Raw genomic sequence first — 18,028 nt, forward strand, 5'->3', positions numbered from 1 at the left:
GACTGGCATGTAAAAGGTCGATTAGGCTTTAAAACCATTTAACTGATTCATAGCTTTGTTTAGATTGCCGTTAATCATTAAATCGCTGACTTTCACGGCAGCTAAAATAGCCGATTCTATTTTTTCTTGTTCGGCAGTAGGCGCTTTGCCTAATACATAATTAGACACCAGTTTTGCATCACCAGGATGTGCAATGCCAATGCGTAAACGGTGAAAGTTATTTTGATTGCCTAAGCAACTGATAATATCGCGTAGACCATTGTGCCCACCATGACCACCGCCCGTTTTGAGCCGAATACTGCCCACAGGTAAATCCAGTTCATCGTGAGCAACGAGCATATCGCTTGGCGGAATTTTGAAAAAATTGGCTAAGGCAGAAACCGCTTGGCCAGAACGATTCATAAACGTGGTGGGGATGAGGAGACGAACTTCTTGTCCATTGATTTGACCTCGACCGACTAAGCCAAAATACTTACTGTCAGAGGTCATGCGGATATTGAATTGGTCAGCTAAAGCCGCCACATACCAAACACCCGCATTATGACGGGTTTGCGCATAGTCTAGTCCTGGATTTCCCAAGCCAACAATTAATTGCAAACCCGCCATCGCTTAATTCACCTTAGGCTTTGTGAACGTTAGCAATAGGTTGGTCATAGTCATGACCTTGAGCTAATAACGGAATCTCTACGCCTGCTGGTAAAGCGATATCAGATAAGTGTAAGGTTGTACCAATATGTACCGCAGCAAAGTCTACCGTTAAGAACTCTGGTAAGTCTTTTGGCAAACAGGCGATTTCAACGTCGTTAGCAATAATAGAAATTGCACCACCTTCGGCTTTTACACCCACACAAGACTCTTGGTTGATGTAGTGTAAAGGCACTTTCATGGTAATTTTGTGTGCAGCATCAATACGTAAGAAGTCAGCATGCATAGGAATGTTTTTAGCAGGATGACGTTGTAAGGCTTTGATAACCGCTTGTTGTTCTTGACCATCAATAGTTAAGGTCAAAATATGAGAGTAAAACGCTTCGTTTTCTAAGGCTTTAACCAATTCTTTGAATGGAATTGCGATAGATTGCGGGGCTTGACCTGCACCGTAAATTACAGCAGGTACTTGTTGCGCGTGGCGAAGGCGGCGGCTCGCACCTTTCCCTTCGTCTTTACGGCTAACAGCCGTTAAATTGAAGTTTGCGGACATGATAGTCTCCAAAAATTCAGTAGCTTGCGACCAGATACTGAGGGTTAAGCTCACCATCTATAAAGGGTATGGTGAGCTGTTAAAAACTAAGGCACTGTAAAAACAGTGCCCTAGCAAAATACATCTTTGTGTTAGAACAAATCAAACATGGCGCTGATGGATTCTTCGTTGTTAATACGACGAACTGTCTCAGCCAACATGGGCGATAGCGATAATTGACGAATACGACCTGTGGCAACGGCTTCCGCAGATAAAGGAATCGTATCGGTCACGACCAATTCGTCCATGTCTGAATTTAAGATATTCGTGATGGCTGCACCTGATAATACAGGGTGAGTACAATATGCCACGACACGACGCGCACCGTGCTCTTTGAGTGCGGCTGCGGCTTTACATAGTGTGCCTGCGGTATCGACCATATCATCAACAATCACGCAGTCACGGCCAGCAACGTCACCAATAATGTGCATGACTTGTGATTCGTTAGCACGGGCACGACGTTTGTCAATGATGGCTAAATCGACTTCACCTAATTGTTTGGCAACAGCACGCGCACGTACCACACCCCCCACGTCGGGCGAGACAATCATCAAATTATCAAAGGCACGTTTTTGTAAATCCGTTAATAAGACGGGCGAACCGTAAATATTATCAACAGGGATATCAAAAAAGCCTTGAATTTGGTCAGCATGTAAGTCGACTGTCAATACACGGTCGATACCGACGGAGGTAATCATATCGGCAACTACTTTGGCGGTAATCGGCACACGGGCAGAGCGTGGACGACGATCTTGGCGAGCATAACCAAAGTAAGGAATAACGGCAGTGATACGGCCTGCACTGGCGCGACGTAACGCGTCTGCCATGACAATGAGTTCCATTAGGTTGTCATTGGTGGGTGCGCAGGTAGATTGAATAATAAAAACGTCTTTACCACGCACGTTTTCATTGATTTCAACAGAGATTTCACCGTCAGAGAAGCGTGTCACTTGCGCAGAGCCGAGCGGGACATGAAGGTGAGCAACGACTTTTTTTGCAAGCTGAGGATTGGCATTGCCAGTAAAGACGACCAGATTAGGCATTTTTCTTTACACTGCGAGCTAGAATAAGAATGGCAGGGGCGGCTGGATTCGAACCAACGCATGGCGGGATCAAAACCCGCTGCCTTACCGCTTGGCGACGCCCCTATAGCGTACAGCTTTTTAGCTGCTGTTTTTAGATATAAGCGCAAGTGCTTGGTGAGTAGGTGATATATTCTGACCTGTTGCAACAAACCCTGCAAAGGGACAAACATGTAACAATGTTTGTGCATGTTGTATTGAGTCACATGCTAGAAAGACACAAGAACCTGTTCCTGTTAACTTTCCATCACCGTACTGCCTTAGCCAACACAAGGCATCATCTACGGCAGGATAAAGTGCTTTTACGACACTTTCGCAGTCATTTCGACCACCCTGCGCTTCGGAGGCCGCTAATTTAATCGGGACGGAGTCTCTTGTCAACGCTGGATGCGAAAAAATTTCACGAGTGCTTATTTTACAATCAGGTGTGATGACTAAATAAGCAGTTTCAGGCAGTTGCAGTGGGCTTAGCACCTCGCCAACACCTTCTGCCCATGCAGAAACGCCCTGAATAAAGATGGGTACGTCTGCGCCTAAGCGCAATCCCAACGCGGCTAATTCGGTCAAAGAGTATGTTAAGTCCCATAATACATTGAGTGCTAAGAGGGTAGTGGCGGCATTAGAAGAGCCTCCACCAATCCCTCCACCCATCGGTAAGATTTTATGTAGTTGGATGTCTACACCAAAACGGCAACCACTGTCTTGCTGTAACATCCGCGCCGCTTTGACAATAAGATTATCTTCATGGGGTACATCGGTTAAGTCTGGGCTTAAATGAATCTGACTATCATCGCGCCAACTAAAATCTAAGGTGTCGCCGTAATCTAAAAACTGAAAAATCGTTTGTAGATTGTGATAGCCATCTTGACGGCGACCTGTAATGCGTAGCATCAGATTTAATTTGGCGGGTGAGGGTAAGCTAAACCGAGTTACCATTTTTCGGCCTGTGGTTTCCAATCACTGACTAAAACTGTCATGGTCAAATTAGGGCCTGTGATAATGATTTTTTGCGGTAAAAACGCATTGTTGACATAACGGTAGTTTTTGAAGTCTGCTTGCCATGCGCCTTCTTGGGAGCTTTGTAGCGTGCCATTTTCGGCATAAATATCTTCTGGATGCGCGGTTGCAGGTTTACCATTTAACCATTGACGCAAATAAGACACGGGAGCTGTCCAGCCAAAGGCTTGTTCAAACAAGGCTTCGGGGGTGTCGGCTTCTAAATAACCCGTTTTTTCGCTGTCGATACTGATGTTATCGGTCGAGCCATTCAGTACGGTACGGCCTTGCCCCAAAGGGCCACTGAGGGTAATCCGATAGTCTGTCATCAGTTGTTGCCAAACAAAATAGGCACTACCGCCTTTTTTGCTACCATCGGCATCGGTCATTTTGACAGAAAATTTGCCCATCGCTGTCCATGCTTCGGTAGGTTGCGGCGCTGGAAATTGTGCGCTATCTACGTCGTCTTTGATATCCATTTTAGCCAATGGAATGGCTTGTTGCTCGGTATAAGGCGTCGGTACTGGCACAGGTTTTTTAAGGCTGAGTACCGCAGATTGACTCGCACAGCCACTTAACATCACTAAAGCTGCTGTCGTGTAAAAAATTCTCACGCTTCATTTCTCCCATTGCGCGCGGTGTTTTAACACAGGTTCACTGTTTGGCTTTTTTTGCAGAAGTTTTTGCCATACTTGCTGTGCTTCTGCTTTATAACCACTGACCCATAAAATTTCGGCCAGATGTAAACCAATCTCCTCATCGGCTGAGGCTTGAAAAGCCTTTCTAATATACGATAATGCTTCAAATAAACGCCCTTGTTTGTATAACAACCAACCCACACTATCAATAATAGCGGGGTCATTGGGTTTGAGTTTGATGGCTTGGCGCAAATAAGGCTCAGCTTCAGCAAGACGATTTGTTTTATCCGCTAAAGTATAACCATAGGCATTCATATAACTGGGATTTTGCGGGTCACGTCGCAATAATTCCTGCATATCGGTTTCGAATTGCACCAAGTTATTGAGTCTTTCGGCCATTAAGGCACGGCTGAATAATAGCAAATTATCTTGGGGAAATTTGTTGATGGCATCGGCAAGAAGCGCATAAGCCAGCTCTGTTTGTTTATTATCGTTCAAAACTTCAGCTTCTAGCGCATAGAGCGTATTGGCTAAATCGGGATGATGTTGCCGTGCTTCAGCAAATTGTTGGCGTGCTTGATTGAGACGATTATCGTGTATACGTAGGGTGGCTAGTTCGACTTGTGCGGTTAAAAAACGGTCGCCTTCATTGATGTGGCTGAGGTAGTTTTCGGCGGCACTGATTTGTTTTTTACGTTTAGCAATTTGGGCAAGGTAGTAATAGGCTTCATCTTGATTACTTTCCAAACCAATCAGTTTGTTGAGGCTGTCGCTGGCAGCGTCATCGTGTTTGTTGTCGTAAGCCAGTAGCGCATGCATCAACAAAATTTCCGTATTGTCGGGCATACTGACCAATAAATTCGCTAGTTTAGTTTCTGCACTTAAATAGTCACGGTTGGCAATTAAGGCGCGAATATAGTGTAGATTTAATTGTTGACTCGTGGGATAGAGTGTTAACGCCTCAGCTAACACTTGCAATGCCTTTTTTTCTTGTTTGTTGAGTGTCAGTAGCCTTGCTTCTAATAAGACAATAGGAATACTCTTTTTCTTAGCATAAGCCTGCTCTAAATAGTTTAATGCAAGGGCATAATTTCCATTTTCACCTTCTAATAAACCATGGGCAAACAACAAGTTAGCATTGTCAGGAAAGGTTTTTTCAAGTTGAGTGAGGGCAGTCAGCAACTCTTTACGCGCACTGACTTGTGCGGGATACGCAGTCAGGAAGAGTGTTTCTAGTTGTGCTTCGGGCTCTAAAATGAGCAATTGGTCAATTGCTTTCATGGCCTGCTCATATTTTTGTTTTTTGAGCGCATGATAGGCTAACTGATAATAAGCCTTCGCCGATTTATTATCGCTACTTACCCATTGTTCGGCTAAGGGTAAGCCAATCTCACTGTTTTGTAGATAGTTAGCAATTTGCATTGCTCGTTCAATCACCCCGTTGTCTTGAGTGCTTTTGCTCTGTTGATAATATTCGTTTAGTGCAAATTGTGTTTGGCCACGTTGTAGCGCAATTTCAGCGAGTAGGAGGTGATATAGACTATCAGCGCTAAACTGAGGACTGCGCGTAGGTGTCACCGTCGCTGCACTCAAGCAAGGTAAAGAAAGGAAACCCACCAACACAGCATATCGACTAAATAGAGACGGCATAGTAATCAAATAAAAATTAAAGTGGTTATAAGCGGCTATTTAGGGGCAGTTGATGCCAAGTGACTATGACCATAGTCCCTAAGTCGCTGTTGCGATGTCATTGACTCAGCCAAATAGACCCTAACATGAGCAGTGTCTAAAACGCTAGTCTTTCTGTCGAGTACAATTGCGTTTCAATTCGTTGATAAACTGTGATGTTAAGAATTTTCAACTTTATTGTGAATCAATTTGAAAAAAATATCATCATCGCGCACAATATTGCACCCTAGCCAATCTTAGTTTTCCCCTTCTATGGGTCTTATCGCGCTCGGCATCAATCATAAAACAGCGTCTGTGCAATTACGCGAGAAAGTCGCCTTTTTGCCAGACACCTTAACACAAGCTCTACAGGCGGCTTGTGATAGTACAGGTGTGTCTGAATTAGCCATTTTATCCACCTGTAATCGTACAGAGTTTTATGGCTTTGGTGATAACAGTCAGGCGGTATTATCGTGGTTAAGCCAACAACGGCATTTATCTTTGCATGAATTAAAAAGCAGTGTGTATGTCTATGAAGAACAAGATGCCCTCCGCCATTTGATGCGAGTCGCTTCGGGTTTGGATTCGATGGTCTTGGGCGAACCGCAAATTTTTGGTCAGGTCAAGGTGGCCTATCAGCACGCGCAGCAAGCAGGCACATTAGGCCAAAAGTTAGATAGAGTATTTCAGCAAACGTTTTCGGCAGTAAAACGGGTACGTACAGAAACGGCGATTGGCGCCAATCCTGTTTCTATTGGGTTTGCGGCAGTACAACTGGCCAAACAAATTTTTAGTGATTTTCAACAAACGAAGGCCTTACTGGTAGGCGCAGGTGAAATGATAAGTTTGGTGGCAAAACACTTAAAAGAGCAAGGGGTGCAACAAATTACCATTGCTAACCGTAGTTTAGAACGTGCAGAAAACTTAGCGCAGGAACTCGGTGGTGCGAAAGTTGTTTTGTTATCCGACTTGGCTGATGTGTTGTCTCAAGCCGATATCGTGATTAGTTGTACAGGCAGTCAACTGCCTGTCATTGGTAAAGGGATGGTGGAGCGAGCGCTCAAAAAGCGTCGTTATCGTCCGATGGCCATGATAGATATTGCCGTGCCTAGAGATATTGAGCCTGAAGTTGATGACCTTGATGATGTCTATTTATACACCGTTGATGATTTAGAAAGCACCATTGAAGAAAATCGTCGTGCGCGTCAACAAGCAGCACAACAGGCTGAACAACTGATTGAGCAATGTGCGGCGCAATTTTTACATGAGCAAAGAGCACAAGCTGCACAAGGTTTGGTGACGGCTTATCGGCAACAAGCAGATGAGTTTCGTGTCGCAGAGTTAGCCAAAGCGCAACAAGCCTTAGCACAGGGCGCTAATCCTCACGAGATACTGGAGCGTTTGTCGCGTAGTCTGATGAATAAATTAGTGCATAGTCCCAGTGTGCAATTAAAACAGGCCGCTGCACATAATGAGCATGAAAAGCTCAAATGGGCAGCACAATTATTAGGCCTGAACTCCAAAGATAACTAGCCTAGATTTTAGATAGAGTATTGATGATGAAAGCATCTATCCGCGCGCGTTTAGAGCAATTAAGCGAACGCTATGAAGAAGTCACTGCCTTATTATCCGACAGTAGTACGATTAGCGATAATGACAAGTTTCGTAAATTATCGCGCGAACACAGTGAGTTAGGTGAAATTACCCAAGTATGGCAGGCTTTTGGTCAGGCCGAAGCCGACTTAGCAACAGCGCATGAGATGAAATCTGACCCAGAGTTCAAGGAAATCGCGGAAGAGGAAATTGATGCTGCCTTAAAACGTATTGCACAATTAACTGAGCAGCTCAATGTTTTAATGATTCCCAAAGACCCTAACGATACCTGTCCTGTATATTTGGAGGTTAGGGCTGGAACGGGTGGCGACGAAGCCGCTATTTTTGCGGGCGATTTATTTAGGATGTATTCGCGTTTTGCCGAGCGTCAAGGTTGGCAAGTAGAAGTGATTTCCTGCAACGAAGGCGAACATGGCGGCTATAAAGAAGTCATTAGCCGTGTCAGTGGCGAAGGCGTTTATGGAACACTCAAGTTTGAGTCGGGCGCGCATCGGGTGCAGCGTGTGCCCGAAACGGAGTCTCAAGGCCGTGTACATACGTCAGCATGTACGGTGGCGGTGATGCCTGAACCCGAAGAACAAGCCGCGATTGAAATTAATCCTGCCGATTTGCGTGTTGATACTTACCGTTCGAGTGGTGCGGGTGGTCAGCACGTTAACAAAACCGACTCTGCCATTCGGATTACGCATATACCGACAGGTATTGTAGTTGAGTGTCAGGAAGAGCGTTCACAACATAAAAACCGTGCTAAAGCGATGAGTTGGTTAGCGGCCAAATTAGAGTCACGTCAACGAGATGCGCAACAACAAGCCACGGCCAGTATGCGTCGCGATTTGGTGGGCAGTGGTGACCGCTCGGAACGGATTCGTACCTATAATTTTCCACAAGGGCGTTTAACTGACCATCGTATCAATTTAACCTTGTATCGTTTAGATGCGGTGATGGAAGGGGATTTAACAGAGGTAGTGCAAGCCTTAGCGCGTGAGCATCAAGCTGACCAATTAGCGGCATTGGCCAATGATGAAAGCTAATCAGGTATGACTTTAGGTATTCAGCAATTCCAACATCTCGCCCGTCAACGTTTAAGCAACGAAGATGCTGCTTTAGAAATAGAGCTCATGTTATGTCAAGTGCTCAAGAAGAGTCGTATTTTTTTGCGTACTTGGCCAGATACGCTACTCACAGAAGCGCAAGTTACTCAGCTTGATGCCTATTTGCAACAACGAGAACAAGGTGTGCCCTTAGCCTATATTCTAGGTGAGCGCGCGTTTTGGACGCTCAATTTAAGCGTCTCTCCAGAGGTATTAATTCCACGACCAGATACCGAGTGTGTGGTCGAAAAGGTGTTGGCACTGGCGCAAGGTAAACAATGGCGTGTCGCCGATTTGGGCACAGGCAGTGGCGCGATTGCTTTAAGCCTTGCCAAAGAACATCCCGAGTGGTCCATAGTCGCAACGGACTTATATCCACAAAGCCTAGCGATTGCCAAACACAACGCCCAAAAAAATCAAATTCGCCATGTTGAGTTTGTGCAGGGTTCATGGTTTGAGCCATTAACAGGTTTATTTGATTGTATCGTCAGTAATCCCCCTTATATTGTTGCCAATGACCCCCATTTAGCCCAATTGCGTCACGAACCACAACGTGCCCTTGTTGCGGATAAAGAAGGCTTAAGTGATTTGGCACATTTGGTGCAGCACGCTGCTGACTATGTGGTGCAGGGGGGGTGGTTAGTATTGGAGCATGGTTTTGACCAAGGCGCTGTGGTGCGACAGTTGATGCAAGCTGCGGGTTGGATACACACGATGACAGGCCAAGACTATGGTGGAAATGACCGCTATACGGTAGGACAACGATGCTAAGTGATGTTGAATTGTTACGTTATAATCGCCAAATTCTGCTTGGGCAATGGGATATTGCCGCGCAAGAAAAAATCAAGGCAAGTAAAGTCTTGATTATTGGCATGGGAGGATTGGGCTGTCCTGCGGCGCTGTATTTAGCCAGTGCAGGCGTGGGTGAGCTGCATCTGGTCGATTTTGATACCGTTGAATTGAGTAACTTACAGCGGCAAATTTTATATCGCCTCAGTGATATTGGTCAGCCTAAAGCAATCGCTGCCGCCCAGCACTTGCAGCAAGTCAATCCACATTGTCAGATTAAGCCAATGTCAGTGGCTCTGAATGACGATAACCTATATGACATTATCCAGCAGGTCGATTTGGTACTGGATTGTACCGACAATTTTGCCACCCGAGATGCCATCAATCGTGCCTGTGTTTTGGCCGATAAGCCCCTGATTTCAGCTGCTGCCATTGGTCTGAATGGTCAGTTAGCTAGTTTTTATGGTAGCCGTGAATGGCCGTGTTACCGTTGTTTATATCCCGAAGCCAATGAGCAAGCATTAAGCTGTAGTGAAGCGGGGGTATTAGCCAGCGTTGTCGGTGTGATGGGTAGTTTACAAGCACATGAGGCGTTAACATGTTTAAGCGGATTAGGAAGCGGATTGTTCGGCAAGTTAACGATTTGGGAAGCCGATATACCCGCATGGCGCACCGTCAAATTGCGCAAAGACCCCCATTGTCCCGTTTGTGGGCCACTAAAAAACGAGGTGAAGTGATGAATCGTTATGCCACATTTGCTAATGCCTTAAAGGGTATTGTCCGTATTGGTGAAACCAGTGCGGTATTGGCTACAACTGGCATGAGTTGGTTAAGAGGTAATCGTCCGCCAACGCCCCGATTAGTCCGTCAAACATTTGAGCGTTTGGGCGCAACCTACGTTAAGTTAGGTCAATTTGTGGCGAGTTCACCGTCGTTGTTTCCTGCGGACTATGTTAACGAATTTCAGTATTGTTTAGATAAAACGCCTGTCTTGCCATTTAAGTACATCCGTCGCGTCTTAGAGCAAGAGTTAAAGCAGCCAATAGACCAAATTTTTGCCTCGATTGACGAAACCCCATTAGCATCGGCTTCGATAGCGCAGGTACATGCAGCGACCTTAGTGACAGGCGAATCCGTCGTGATTAAAGTTCAAAAGCCCGATGTTGAAAATATTCTATTAACAGACCTCAATTTTATTTACTGGGCAACCCGTATTTTTGAGCGCTTATTTCCCAAAATCAAATTTGCTTCTTTGTCGGCGATTGTCTCCGAAATTCAAGAATGTATGATGGAAGAAGTCGATTTTTATAAAGAAGCTGAAAACATCAAACAATTTAATGAGTTTCTTAAGGCGACCAGTAATCCTTTAGCCATTGCCCCGCAAGTCTATCCACAGGCTTCTAGCCTACGCGTATTAACGATGGAGCGTTTTTATGGCGTACCCTTAACCGACTTAGAAACCATCAAAAAATATGCCAAAGACCCTGCCAATACGCTGGTGGGGGCGATGAACACGTGGTTTTCCAGTCTCATGTTTTGTGAGTCATTCCATGCGGATTTGCATGCAGGTAACTTAATGGTGTTAACCGATGGTCGGATTGGTTTTATTGACTTTGGCATTGTTGGGCGCATCAAACCCGATACATGGACAGCGACTATGGCGTTTATGGAGTCGATTGGGACAGGCGATTTTGAAAAAATGGCTGATGCGATGATGCGTATTGGCATGACCAGCCAAAAAGTCAATATTGATGATTTAGCCAAAGATTTGGAAGTGATTTACCAAGCCTTTACGGTGGTAGACCCTGCTAGTGTGCTGAATGGCTCAGTCAATGATAATGAAATCAATCAATTGATGTTAGAAATTGTCGCTGTTGGTGAAAAACATGGTATTCGTTTTCCCCGTGCGTTTGCCTTGTTATTTAAACAAATTTTGTATTTTGACCGTTATATCAAGATTTTAGCGCCAGATATGGAGTTGTTTAATGATGACCGCTTACAACTGTTTGGTCAGCTAGAGCAAACGGCTAAAGCCAAACCCAAACCACGTACGTTACACTGATGATAAAAGACACGCCAAGGCGTGTCTTTTTTACTTATAGGCTCGTTGCTGCAAGCACTTGGGCGTCGGCAGTCGTTTTACGCACATTACGACTGACTGATGTTTGACGTGGCATAGAGCTATTACCCACCATCACATCAACAGTTTTCTTTAAGCGTTTCCAAACCGATTCTTGTACATAAGGAATACCATATTTTTCACACAAGGCTTTGACCTGTGGCTGTAAGCGCTGATATTCACTCATCGGTAAGTCTGGCCATAAGTGGTGTTCAATTTGATAATTTAACCAACCGTGTAAAAAATCATTGAAGTCGCCGCCTGTCTTAAAATTCGCAGAGCCTGTAATTTGTCTTAAAAAGAATTCACTTTTGTTGGTTGCCGCTTCTTCGAATAATAAAATATCGTCACCGACATGGTTAGGCACAATCACTAAAAACGCGTGTAGGTTACTGATAATTTCGGCTAGTAGCGTATTTATCCAAACATTGATGACCGCAATAGGCCCAAGAGGGATAAATAATAGGGGAATCAATACAAACTTAACAAAAATATAGGGTAATAAACATTGAGACCATAAGTCACGCGCGGCAGGATTTAAGGGATTCCATAACGCTAATTGGGTTAAGGTGGCAGAATCGCGCTCTTGGCCTAACACGTTATTTTTATTGCTGCGTAAGTGTTTTAAGGTATTAGGCGCGTAATATAACGGTTTCCATGTTGCGGCAAATAAGCCAACAATCGCATAACGTACAGGCATGGGTAAATTAGAATGACGTAACCAGTCTAGGTTGAGTTCTACTTGGTCGGGGTCTTGGGCTTCGCCTAAATTATAATGATGTAATTTGTTATGTTCGTTGCTCCATGCGTCGGGTAGTAGCCAGTCATTCCAATCCAAAAAGCGTCGCCAGCCTTTGGCAAAGCCCTGACTGGTATAACGTGTTGGAATCCCCTCAATTTTGTCAAAACCTTTATGTAAAACGTGGTGAGCAATCGTTGTCCAACGTGTCACATTGCCTTGACTGATTAAAAAGGCAGAGACAGGGTTGGGAGCAAGCCAAGCTGTGCCATAGCCTGCTAAAGTGGACAATCTGCCCCAACGTTCAATTTTTTGTAGATGCTTAAAGTCTTCTAATCCCATTCGCTCATTGGCGGCACGACGCAATGCCATAATTTCTTGGGTAAAATTGTCGACATCTTGGTCGTTTAAGGTAAAGGGGTAGGTGGTCATGGTGAAAGCTCTAAGTCCACAGAAAAAGTGCGGATTCTACAGCTTTTTGGCTGTTTGTCAGCGACCTAAAAAAATTATTTTTGTTGCCAATAGTTGGCTAACCAATAATCAACACTCACATAACGGCCACCACCACTAAAAAACAAACATATCAGCATAATTAAATACGTGGCGGCAAACTCAATGCCGTTATTAAGTACGACAAAATTCCCACTGGATGTTAACCAATCATAGTTGCCATGCGCTTGTAATAATTCGCGTGCTTTGCCAAGTTTTTCGGCGGAATCAATCACTTGTTGATTGGCAAAAGGCGCATGAGGGTCGGCAATGGCTTGCCAGCCATTAGGCAAGTGCACGGTAACAATCGCCACAATCATGGTGATAATTAAAGGTAAGCTAATCCAACGTGTGGCTAAGCCCAGTGTTAATAATACGGCACCTGCCAGTTCGGCACTGGTGGCTAAAAATGCCATTAACCACGGAAACGGCAAACCTAAGCCATAATCAGCATTACCAAACCACTCAACAGTATCGGCAAAACTTTGGTATTTATGAAAGCCTGCCATCCAAAAAATAGGGACTAAATACAGTCTTAGCGCGAGTGGAGCAAGACCATCAAGGTGTTTTAAGTAGTTAAACAGCGTGGTGTGAAAGTGATTGTAAAGGGTGATTAGTTTCATTGGTTAGTTACTCTAAGTTTTACATTAGATAACTATTCAGACTGTTTGTTACAGATGACAATCAGACTTGTTAATGGGTATTTGTATATTCACTTCATGTTTTACAGCAGCGAGGTCAACGATGGATGTTATAACCATACTCTTATTAGTAGCAGGCTTAGTGATACTGACGTTTGGTGCAGATTTTTTGGTTAAAGGGGCTTCAAGTTTAGCAGGCTCTTTAGGTATTAGTCCTTTAGTGATTGGTTTAACGGTGGTCGCTTTTGGTACGAGTGCCCCCGAAATGTCAGTCAGTATCTCTTCTGCGTTGCGCGGTGAGGCGGATATTGCGGTCGGTAACGTTGTTGGGAGTAATATTTTTAATGTGCTATTTATTTTAGGGGTATCGGCTATCGTTGCCTCGTTAATGGTGCAAAAGCAACTGGTTAGATTTGATATTCCGATTATGATTTATGTGTCATTGATTGTGTTATTGATGGGCATAGATGGTCAAATCAGTCGTTTTGATGGTTTTTTATTATTTGCAGGGATTATCGTTTATACCCTCTTTTTAATTAAAGAAGCACGGCGTGAGGGGGTATTAGTGGCCGAGGGGAGTGATGATATTGAACCGCCTCAACCCTTATGGAAAAACGCAATTTTAATTATTGTTGGTTTAGCCATGTTGGTATTAGGTTCACAATGGCTAGTTGATGGGGCAGTGGCGATTGCCAAATATTTTGGTTTAAGTGAATTGGTCATTGGTTTGACCATTGTTGCGGCAGGTACGTCTTTACCCGAGTTGGCGACCAGTGTCATGGCGAGTATTAAAGGCGAACGTGACATTGCGATTGGGAATATCGTTGGCAGTAATATTTTTAATATATGTGCGGTGTTGGGGTTGTCGAGCTTAGTGTCGCCAGAAGGTTTGCCAGTTGCTCAGTCCTCGCTGCTCATAGACATTCCTGTGATGATATTAGTCGCGTTGATTTGTTTACCTGTCTTTTTGGCTAATTACACCATTACTCGCCTTGATGGGATGACGTTTGTGGTGTGTTATGTGGCTTATGTGGTGTATTTAGTATTGGCTGCACAACAAAGCACTTGGTTAGTCACTGTTGTACCATTTTTATTAGCGATTGTTGCTGTGTGTCTTACATGGTGGATGTTGGAGGTAGTTAAATACTTACGCCGTCAGGTATCTGCTTAATGGATGACGCATCCCTCTCCGTGTTTGGAGAGGGATGATGAACCTTTAACCTGCTAAGATTTTTTTCAACAAATCATTTACTTGTGCAGGGTTGGCTTTGCCTTTGGAGCGTTTCATCACTTCACCGACAAAGAAACCAAACAATTTGTCTTTACCGCTACGATAATCGGCTAATTGTTGTGGGTTAGCGGCAACCACTTCGTTAATTACCGCCTCGATAGCACCGGTATCGGTTTCTTGTTTTAAGCCTTTTTCGGTAATAATCTCATCGGCAGATTTGCCTTGAGAGTCAAACATAAAACCAAATACTTGTTTGGCAATTTTGCCCGAAATCGTGTTGTCATTAATACGATTAATCAAACCACCTAATTGTTCAGCACTAATTGGCGATTCGGTGATGTCTTTTTCGGCACGGTTTAATGCGCCTAATAACTCTACCATCACCCAGTTAGAGGCTTGTTTAGCTTGATTATTGGCAGCTTTAACTACTGTTTCAAAATAGTCGGCTAATTCGCGTTGAGCAACCAATACACCTGCATCATAGTCAGGTAAGGCATAATCACTGATAAAACGGGCTTTTTTAGCGGTGGGCAATTCGGGCAAAGTTGCTCGAACCGTGTTAATCATGTCCTCACTCACCACCACAGGCAACAAATCGGGGTCTGGGAAATAGCGGTAATCATTCGCTTCTTCTTTGCTACGCATGGCGCGGGTTTTGTTGGTGTTTGGGTCATACAACACAGTTGCTTGTTGAATGGCACGACCAGACTCTAATTCGTCCATTTGCCATTCAATTTCGCTGTTAATCGCTTTTTCAATAAACTTAAAGGAGTTAACGTTTTTGATTTCACGGCGTGTGCCAAATTTTTCTTCGCCTTTATAACGCAACGACACGTTACAGTCACAACGCATCGAGCCTTCAGCCATATTGCCATCCGAAATACCCAAATAACGGATAATCGAGTGAATGGCTTTTACATAGGCAACGGCTTCTTTAGCAGAGCGCATATCGGGTTCAGACACGATTTCTAATAACGGTGTACCTGCACGGTTTAAGTCAATGCCAGACATACCTGCAAAATCTTCATGTAAAGATTTGCCCGCATCTTCTTCTAAGTGAGCGCGAGTAATACCAATACGTTTGGTGCTACCATCTTCTAAAACAATATCCAAATGACCTTTGCCAACAATCGGGTGTTCAAATTGTGAAATTTGATACCCTTTAGGTAGGTCAGGATAAAAGTAGTTTTTACGGGCAAAAATACTGGTTTTGCCAATTTGTGCATCAACGCCTAAACCAAAACGAATGGCCATATTCACGGCTTCTTGGTTAAGGACAGGCAATACACCGGGCATACCTAAATCAATTAAGCTGGCTTGGGTGTTGGCTTCTGCACCAAAACTGGTGTCACTGCCCGAAAAAATTTTACTATTGGTTGCTAACTGTACGTGTATTTCTAAACCAATCACAGTTTCCCATGACATAGGATGTTCCTCTTAAAAGCTTTTTCCGTAGCCCGTGTAAAGTGTAACGGAACACGGGTGTATGGGGTTTACCTATCTTCCTGTATTTCGCTACGCTACATACAGGCTACCAAGTTTTCCATGAAGGACTTGGTGTAAAGAGCCTTATTTAAACAACTCTGGCACTTCTTGATGCCATGTGGTCACTTGTTGATAACGATGGGCAACATTTAATAAACGTGATTCTTGCCAGTAATTACCAATTAATTGCAAACCAACAGGCAATTTTTGGCTAAAGCCCGCGGGAATGCTCATCGCAGGTAAGCCTGCTAAGTTGGTGGCGATGGTGTAAATGTCGGATAAATACATAGCAATCGGGTTGGCATTCTTTTCACCAAAACCAAAAGCAACAGACGGTGAGGTTGGGCCAGCAATCACATCACATTGCGCAAACGCATTAGCAAAGTCTTGTTGAATTAAACGACGAACTTTTTGGGCTTGTAAATAATAAGCATCATAGTAGCCAGCCGATAAAGCATAAGTCCCAATCATAATACGGCGTTTGACTTCACTACCAAAACCTTCACCACGAGAGCGCTTGTATAAATCGGTCAAATCTACAGGACTTTCACAACGATAACCAAAACGCACCCCATCAAAACGCGATAAGTTGCTAGAGGCTTCGGCAGGGGCAATCACATAATACGCAGGTACAGATAACCCTGTGTTGGGTAAATCAATATCCACCAAAATTGCCCCAAGTTTTTCTAACTCTTTTAACGCGTCACGGACCACTTGTTCCACTTGGCCATCTAAACCTTCACCAAAATACTGTTTGGGAAGTCCAATGCGTAAACCTTTTAAGTCGTTATTTAAGGTGGCGGTATAGTCTGGTACAGCAGTGTTAATGCTGGTTGAGTCTTTGGCATCATGGCCAGACATGACATTCATTAATAAAGCGGCATCTTCGGCAGTTTGGGTCATTGGGCCTGCTTGGTCTAAGCTAGAGGCGAAGGCAATCATCCCCCAGCGAGAAATACGGCCATAAGTCGGTTTTAGACCTGTTAAGTTACACAATGCCGCAGGTTGACGAATAGAACCGCCTGTATCTGTACCTGTTGCCGCAGGGGCTAAACGTGCAGCAACGGCTGCGGCAGAGCCACCCGATGAGCCACCTGGAACTTTGCTTAAATCCCAAGGGTTTTTCACACCACCGTAATAACTGGTTTCGTTAGAAGAACCCATGGCAAACTCGTCCATATTGGTTTTACCCAACATCACTAAGCCAGTAGCTTCACTTTTGCTAATCACCGTAGCATTGTAGGGGCTAATAAAGTTATCGAGCATTTTTGAAGCACAAGTGGTTTTTACGCCTTGGGTACAAAAAATGTCTTTTTGTGCAATAGGAATGCCTGCTAAAGCATGAGCTGTGCCTTGACTCCGAGCGGCATCGGCAGCATCGGCTTGACGTAGGGCTTGGTCGGCACAAACCGTAATAAAGCTATTGAGCGAGTTATCGTATTGGGCAATACGTTGTAAAAAATGTTGCGTTAGCTCACGGCTAGAAAAATCGCCACGGGCTAAGCCGTCACGCAGAGCGGCTAAGGTATAGGTGTGTAACATGGTAAACCTTAATTGGGGTTGCCAAAAAATGAAGTTCCCTGTCTTGTTAAGACGGTGAGGGGGCTAATTCCTGATAAAAACTATGTTGTTTATTCAATCACCTTAGGTACTAAATACAAACCGTCTTGTACCGCAGGCGCGATTTGTTGATAAGCATCACGTTGATTGCTTTCTGTTACCACATCAGGGCGTAAAGGTTGGGTGACATCAACGGCATGTGACAAGGGTGCAATACCTTGGGTATTTACCGCCTGTAAATCGTCAATCAAACCTAAAATATTGTTTAAGCTATCGGTATAGCGCGATTTTTCTTCATCACTTAACCCTAAACGGGCTAAGTGAGCAATTTTGTTAATATCATCAAGGGTGAGTGCCATAATGCTCTCTATCTCTCTAAAAAAGGGATGCTACTGATGACCCTGCACAATCGGCGTGCAATAAGGTCTGTATTCCGTGTTATGGGCGAAGTTTAGCTGCTGTTCAAGGCAGTTTTATCATCGCTCAACAGTTATGCCTCGCTAGGTATGGATTATTGTGGTTTTAGCGTCGATTTTCTAGGGCTATTTTGCAAGTCAGTCTCTTGTTTTAAGTGCTCACCGTATAAACTCAATGGGAGGTCACTTGTTCTTAGTCTAGGCTTTGGTTAAAGTCAACGCTTTAGGGACAC

At 44.3% G+C, this 18,028-nt stretch carries 17 protein-coding genes and 1 tRNA gene; 6 read left to right on the forward strand and 12 right to left on the reverse strand.

From position 1 onward, the window contains the following. Positions 1–21 precede the first annotated feature (21 nt). The 7 genes from pth to C8N29_RS14700 all read right to left on the reverse strand — a co-directional run bounded on the left by pth (position 22) and on the right by C8N29_RS14700 (position 5,603). On the reverse strand, positions 22–606 hold the full coding sequence (gene pth, locus C8N29_RS14670) for an aminoacyl-tRNA hydrolase (RefSeq protein ID WP_107866823.1): 585 nt from the start codon (positions 604–606) through the stop codon (positions 22–24). A gap of 13 nt (positions 607–619) precedes the next feature. After that, positions 620–1,198, reverse strand: a complete 579-nt coding sequence (locus C8N29_RS14675) for a 50S ribosomal protein L25/general stress protein Ctc (protein WP_107866824.1) — start codon at positions 1,196–1,198, stop codon at positions 620–622. 131 nt (positions 1,199–1,329) lie between these two features. Continuing rightward, positions 1,330–2,280: a ribose-phosphate pyrophosphokinase gene (locus C8N29_RS14680; protein ID WP_107866825.1), complete on the reverse strand. Its 951-nt coding sequence runs from the start codon at positions 2,278–2,280 to the stop codon at positions 1,330–1,332. 30 nt (positions 2,281–2,310) lie between these two features. Further along, positions 2,311–2,385: transfer RNA gene (locus C8N29_RS14685), tRNA-Gln, on the reverse strand. Between the two features lie 15 nt (positions 2,386–2,400). Beyond that, on the reverse strand, positions 2,401–3,255 hold the full coding sequence (gene ispE, locus C8N29_RS14690; RefSeq protein WP_107866826.1) for a 4-(cytidine 5'-diphospho)-2-C-methyl-D-erythritol kinase: 855 nt from the start codon (positions 3,253–3,255) through the stop codon (positions 2,401–2,403). Then, entirely contained in the window at positions 3,249–3,929 is a 681-nt protein-coding gene (gene lolB, locus C8N29_RS14695; protein WP_107866827.1) for a lipoprotein insertase outer membrane protein LolB, read from the reverse strand. Before lolB ends, ispE begins: the two co-directional genes overlap by 7 nt. A 3-nt stretch (positions 3,930–3,932) precedes the next feature. After that, a complete protein-coding gene (locus C8N29_RS14700) occupies positions 3,933–5,603 on the reverse strand; it encodes a tetratricopeptide repeat protein (protein ID WP_107866828.1) in 1,671 nt (556 codons plus the stop codon). Positions 5,604–5,894: 291 nt separating this feature from the next. Here C8N29_RS14700 and hemA point away from each other — a divergent pair, with 291 nt between their 5' ends. From hemA to C8N29_RS14725, 5 genes are read left to right on the forward strand one after another with little or no spacing between them, the layout of a single operon-like run. Continuing rightward, positions 5,895–7,154: a glutamyl-tRNA reductase gene (gene hemA / locus C8N29_RS14705; protein ID WP_107866829.1), complete on the forward strand. Its 1,260-nt coding sequence runs from the start codon at positions 5,895–5,897 to the stop codon at positions 7,152–7,154. 26 nt (positions 7,155–7,180) lie between these two features. After that, entirely contained in the window at positions 7,181–8,266 is a 1,086-nt protein-coding gene (gene prfA / locus C8N29_RS14710; protein WP_107866830.1) for a peptide chain release factor 1, read from the forward strand. A 6-nt stretch (positions 8,267–8,272) separates the two neighbouring features. Then, a complete protein-coding gene (prmC, locus tag C8N29_RS14715) occupies positions 8,273–9,097 on the forward strand; it encodes a peptide chain release factor N(5)-glutamine methyltransferase (protein WP_107866831.1) in 825 nt (274 codons plus the stop codon). Further along, complete coding sequence (locus tag C8N29_RS14720) at positions 9,091–9,852, forward strand: HesA/MoeB/ThiF family protein (protein ID WP_107866832.1); 762 nt, start codon at positions 9,091–9,093, stop codon at positions 9,850–9,852. The genes prmC and C8N29_RS14720 overlap by 7 nt, the downstream gene beginning before the upstream one ends. Beyond that, positions 9,852–11,177, forward strand: a complete 1,326-nt coding sequence (locus tag C8N29_RS14725; protein WP_107866833.1) for an ABC1 kinase family protein — start codon at positions 9,852–9,854, stop codon at positions 11,175–11,177. The genes C8N29_RS14720 and C8N29_RS14725 overlap by 1 nt, the downstream gene beginning before the upstream one ends. A 34-nt stretch (positions 11,178–11,211) precedes the next feature. Here the strand turns inward: C8N29_RS14725 and C8N29_RS14730 are convergent, their stop codons facing one another. Continuing rightward, complete coding sequence (locus C8N29_RS14730; protein ID WP_107866834.1) at positions 11,212–12,405, reverse strand: fatty acid desaturase family protein; 1,194 nt, start codon at positions 12,403–12,405, stop codon at positions 11,212–11,214. A 74-nt stretch (positions 12,406–12,479) separates the two neighbouring features. After that, on the reverse strand, positions 12,480–13,085 hold the full coding sequence (locus tag C8N29_RS14735; RefSeq protein ID WP_107866835.1) for an HvfX family Cu-binding RiPP maturation protein: 606 nt from the start codon (positions 13,083–13,085) through the stop codon (positions 12,480–12,482). A 121-nt stretch (positions 13,086–13,206) separates the two neighbouring features. Between C8N29_RS14735 and C8N29_RS14740 the strand changes: the two genes are divergently transcribed. Continuing rightward, on the forward strand, positions 13,207–14,274 hold the full coding sequence (locus C8N29_RS14740; RefSeq protein ID WP_107866836.1) for a calcium/sodium antiporter: 1,068 nt from the start codon (positions 13,207–13,209) through the stop codon (positions 14,272–14,274). 45 nt (positions 14,275–14,319) lie between these two features. Here the strand turns inward: C8N29_RS14740 and gatB are convergent, their stop codons facing one another. From gatB to gatC, 3 genes are all read right to left on the reverse strand, one after another. Beyond that, the gene (gatB, locus tag C8N29_RS14745; RefSeq protein ID WP_107866837.1) at positions 14,320–15,759 is read right to left on the reverse strand and encodes an Asp-tRNA(Asn)/Glu-tRNA(Gln) amidotransferase subunit GatB; all 1,440 of its coding nucleotides are present in this window, start codon (positions 15,757–15,759) and stop codon (positions 14,320–14,322) included. A 144-nt stretch (positions 15,760–15,903) separates the two neighbouring features. After that, positions 15,904–17,361 (reverse strand): Asp-tRNA(Asn)/Glu-tRNA(Gln) amidotransferase subunit GatA, encoded by a 1,458-nt coding sequence (gene gatA / locus C8N29_RS14750; RefSeq protein ID WP_107866838.1) that lies wholly within the window; start codon positions 17,359–17,361, stop codon positions 15,904–15,906. Between the two features lie 89 nt (positions 17,362–17,450). After that, positions 17,451–17,738, reverse strand: coding sequence for an Asp-tRNA(Asn)/Glu-tRNA(Gln) amidotransferase subunit GatC (gene gatC, locus C8N29_RS14755; RefSeq protein ID WP_107866839.1), 288 nt, complete (start codon positions 17,736–17,738; stop codon positions 17,451–17,453). Positions 17,739–18,028 lie beyond the last annotated feature (290 nt).

Origin of the sequence: Agitococcus lubricus, assembly GCF_003051055.1 — a bacterium.
Taxonomy (GTDB): Bacteria; Pseudomonadota; Gammaproteobacteria; order Pseudomonadales; family Moraxellaceae; genus Agitococcus; species Agitococcus lubricus.

Excerpts from the sequence above, each read along its gene's own strand:
- pth (WP_107866823.1), bottom strand. The coding sequence starts at position 606 with ATGGCGGGTTTGCAATTAATTGTTGGCTTGGGAAATCCAGGACTAGAC.
- C8N29_RS14675 (WP_107866824.1), bottom strand. The coding sequence starts at position 1,198 with ATGTCCGCAAACTTCAATTTAACGGCTGTTAGCCGTAAAGACGAAGGG.
- C8N29_RS14680 (WP_107866825.1), bottom strand. The coding sequence starts at position 2,280 with ATGCCTAATCTGGTCGTCTTTACTGGCAATGCCAATCCTCAGCTTGCA.
- ispE (WP_107866826.1), bottom strand. The coding sequence starts at position 3,255 with ATGGTAACTCGGTTTAGCTTACCCTCACCCGCCAAATTAAATCTGATG.
- C8N29_RS14700 (WP_107866828.1), bottom strand. The coding sequence starts at position 5,603 with ATGCCGTCTCTATTTAGTCGATATGCTGTGTTGGTGGGTTTCCTTTCT.
- hemA (WP_107866829.1), top strand. The coding sequence starts at position 5,895 with ATGGGTCTTATCGCGCTCGGCATCAATCATAAAACAGCGTCTGTGCAA.
- prfA (WP_107866830.1), top strand. The coding sequence starts at position 7,181 with ATGAAAGCATCTATCCGCGCGCGTTTAGAGCAATTAAGCGAACGCTAT.
- prmC (WP_107866831.1), top strand. The coding sequence starts at position 8,273 with ATGACTTTAGGTATTCAGCAATTCCAACATCTCGCCCGTCAACGTTTA.
- C8N29_RS14720 (WP_107866832.1), top strand. The coding sequence starts at position 9,091 with ATGCTAAGTGATGTTGAATTGTTACGTTATAATCGCCAAATTCTGCTT.
- C8N29_RS14725 (WP_107866833.1), top strand. The coding sequence starts at position 9,852 with ATGAATCGTTATGCCACATTTGCTAATGCCTTAAAGGGTATTGTCCGT.
- C8N29_RS14730 (WP_107866834.1), bottom strand. The coding sequence starts at position 12,405 with ATGACCACCTACCCCTTTACCTTAAACGACCAAGATGTCGACAATTTT.
- C8N29_RS14735 (WP_107866835.1), bottom strand. The coding sequence starts at position 13,085 with ATGAAACTAATCACCCTTTACAATCACTTTCACACCACGCTGTTTAAC.
- C8N29_RS14740 (WP_107866836.1), top strand. The coding sequence starts at position 13,207 with ATGGATGTTATAACCATACTCTTATTAGTAGCAGGCTTAGTGATACTG.
- gatB (WP_107866837.1), bottom strand. The coding sequence starts at position 15,759 with ATGTCATGGGAAACTGTGATTGGTTTAGAAATACACGTACAGTTAGCA.
- gatA (WP_107866838.1), bottom strand. The coding sequence starts at position 17,361 with ATGTTACACACCTATACCTTAGCCGCTCTGCGTGACGGCTTAGCCCGT.
- gatC (WP_107866839.1), bottom strand. The coding sequence starts at position 17,738 with ATGGCACTCACCCTTGATGATATTAACAAAATTGCTCACTTAGCCCGT.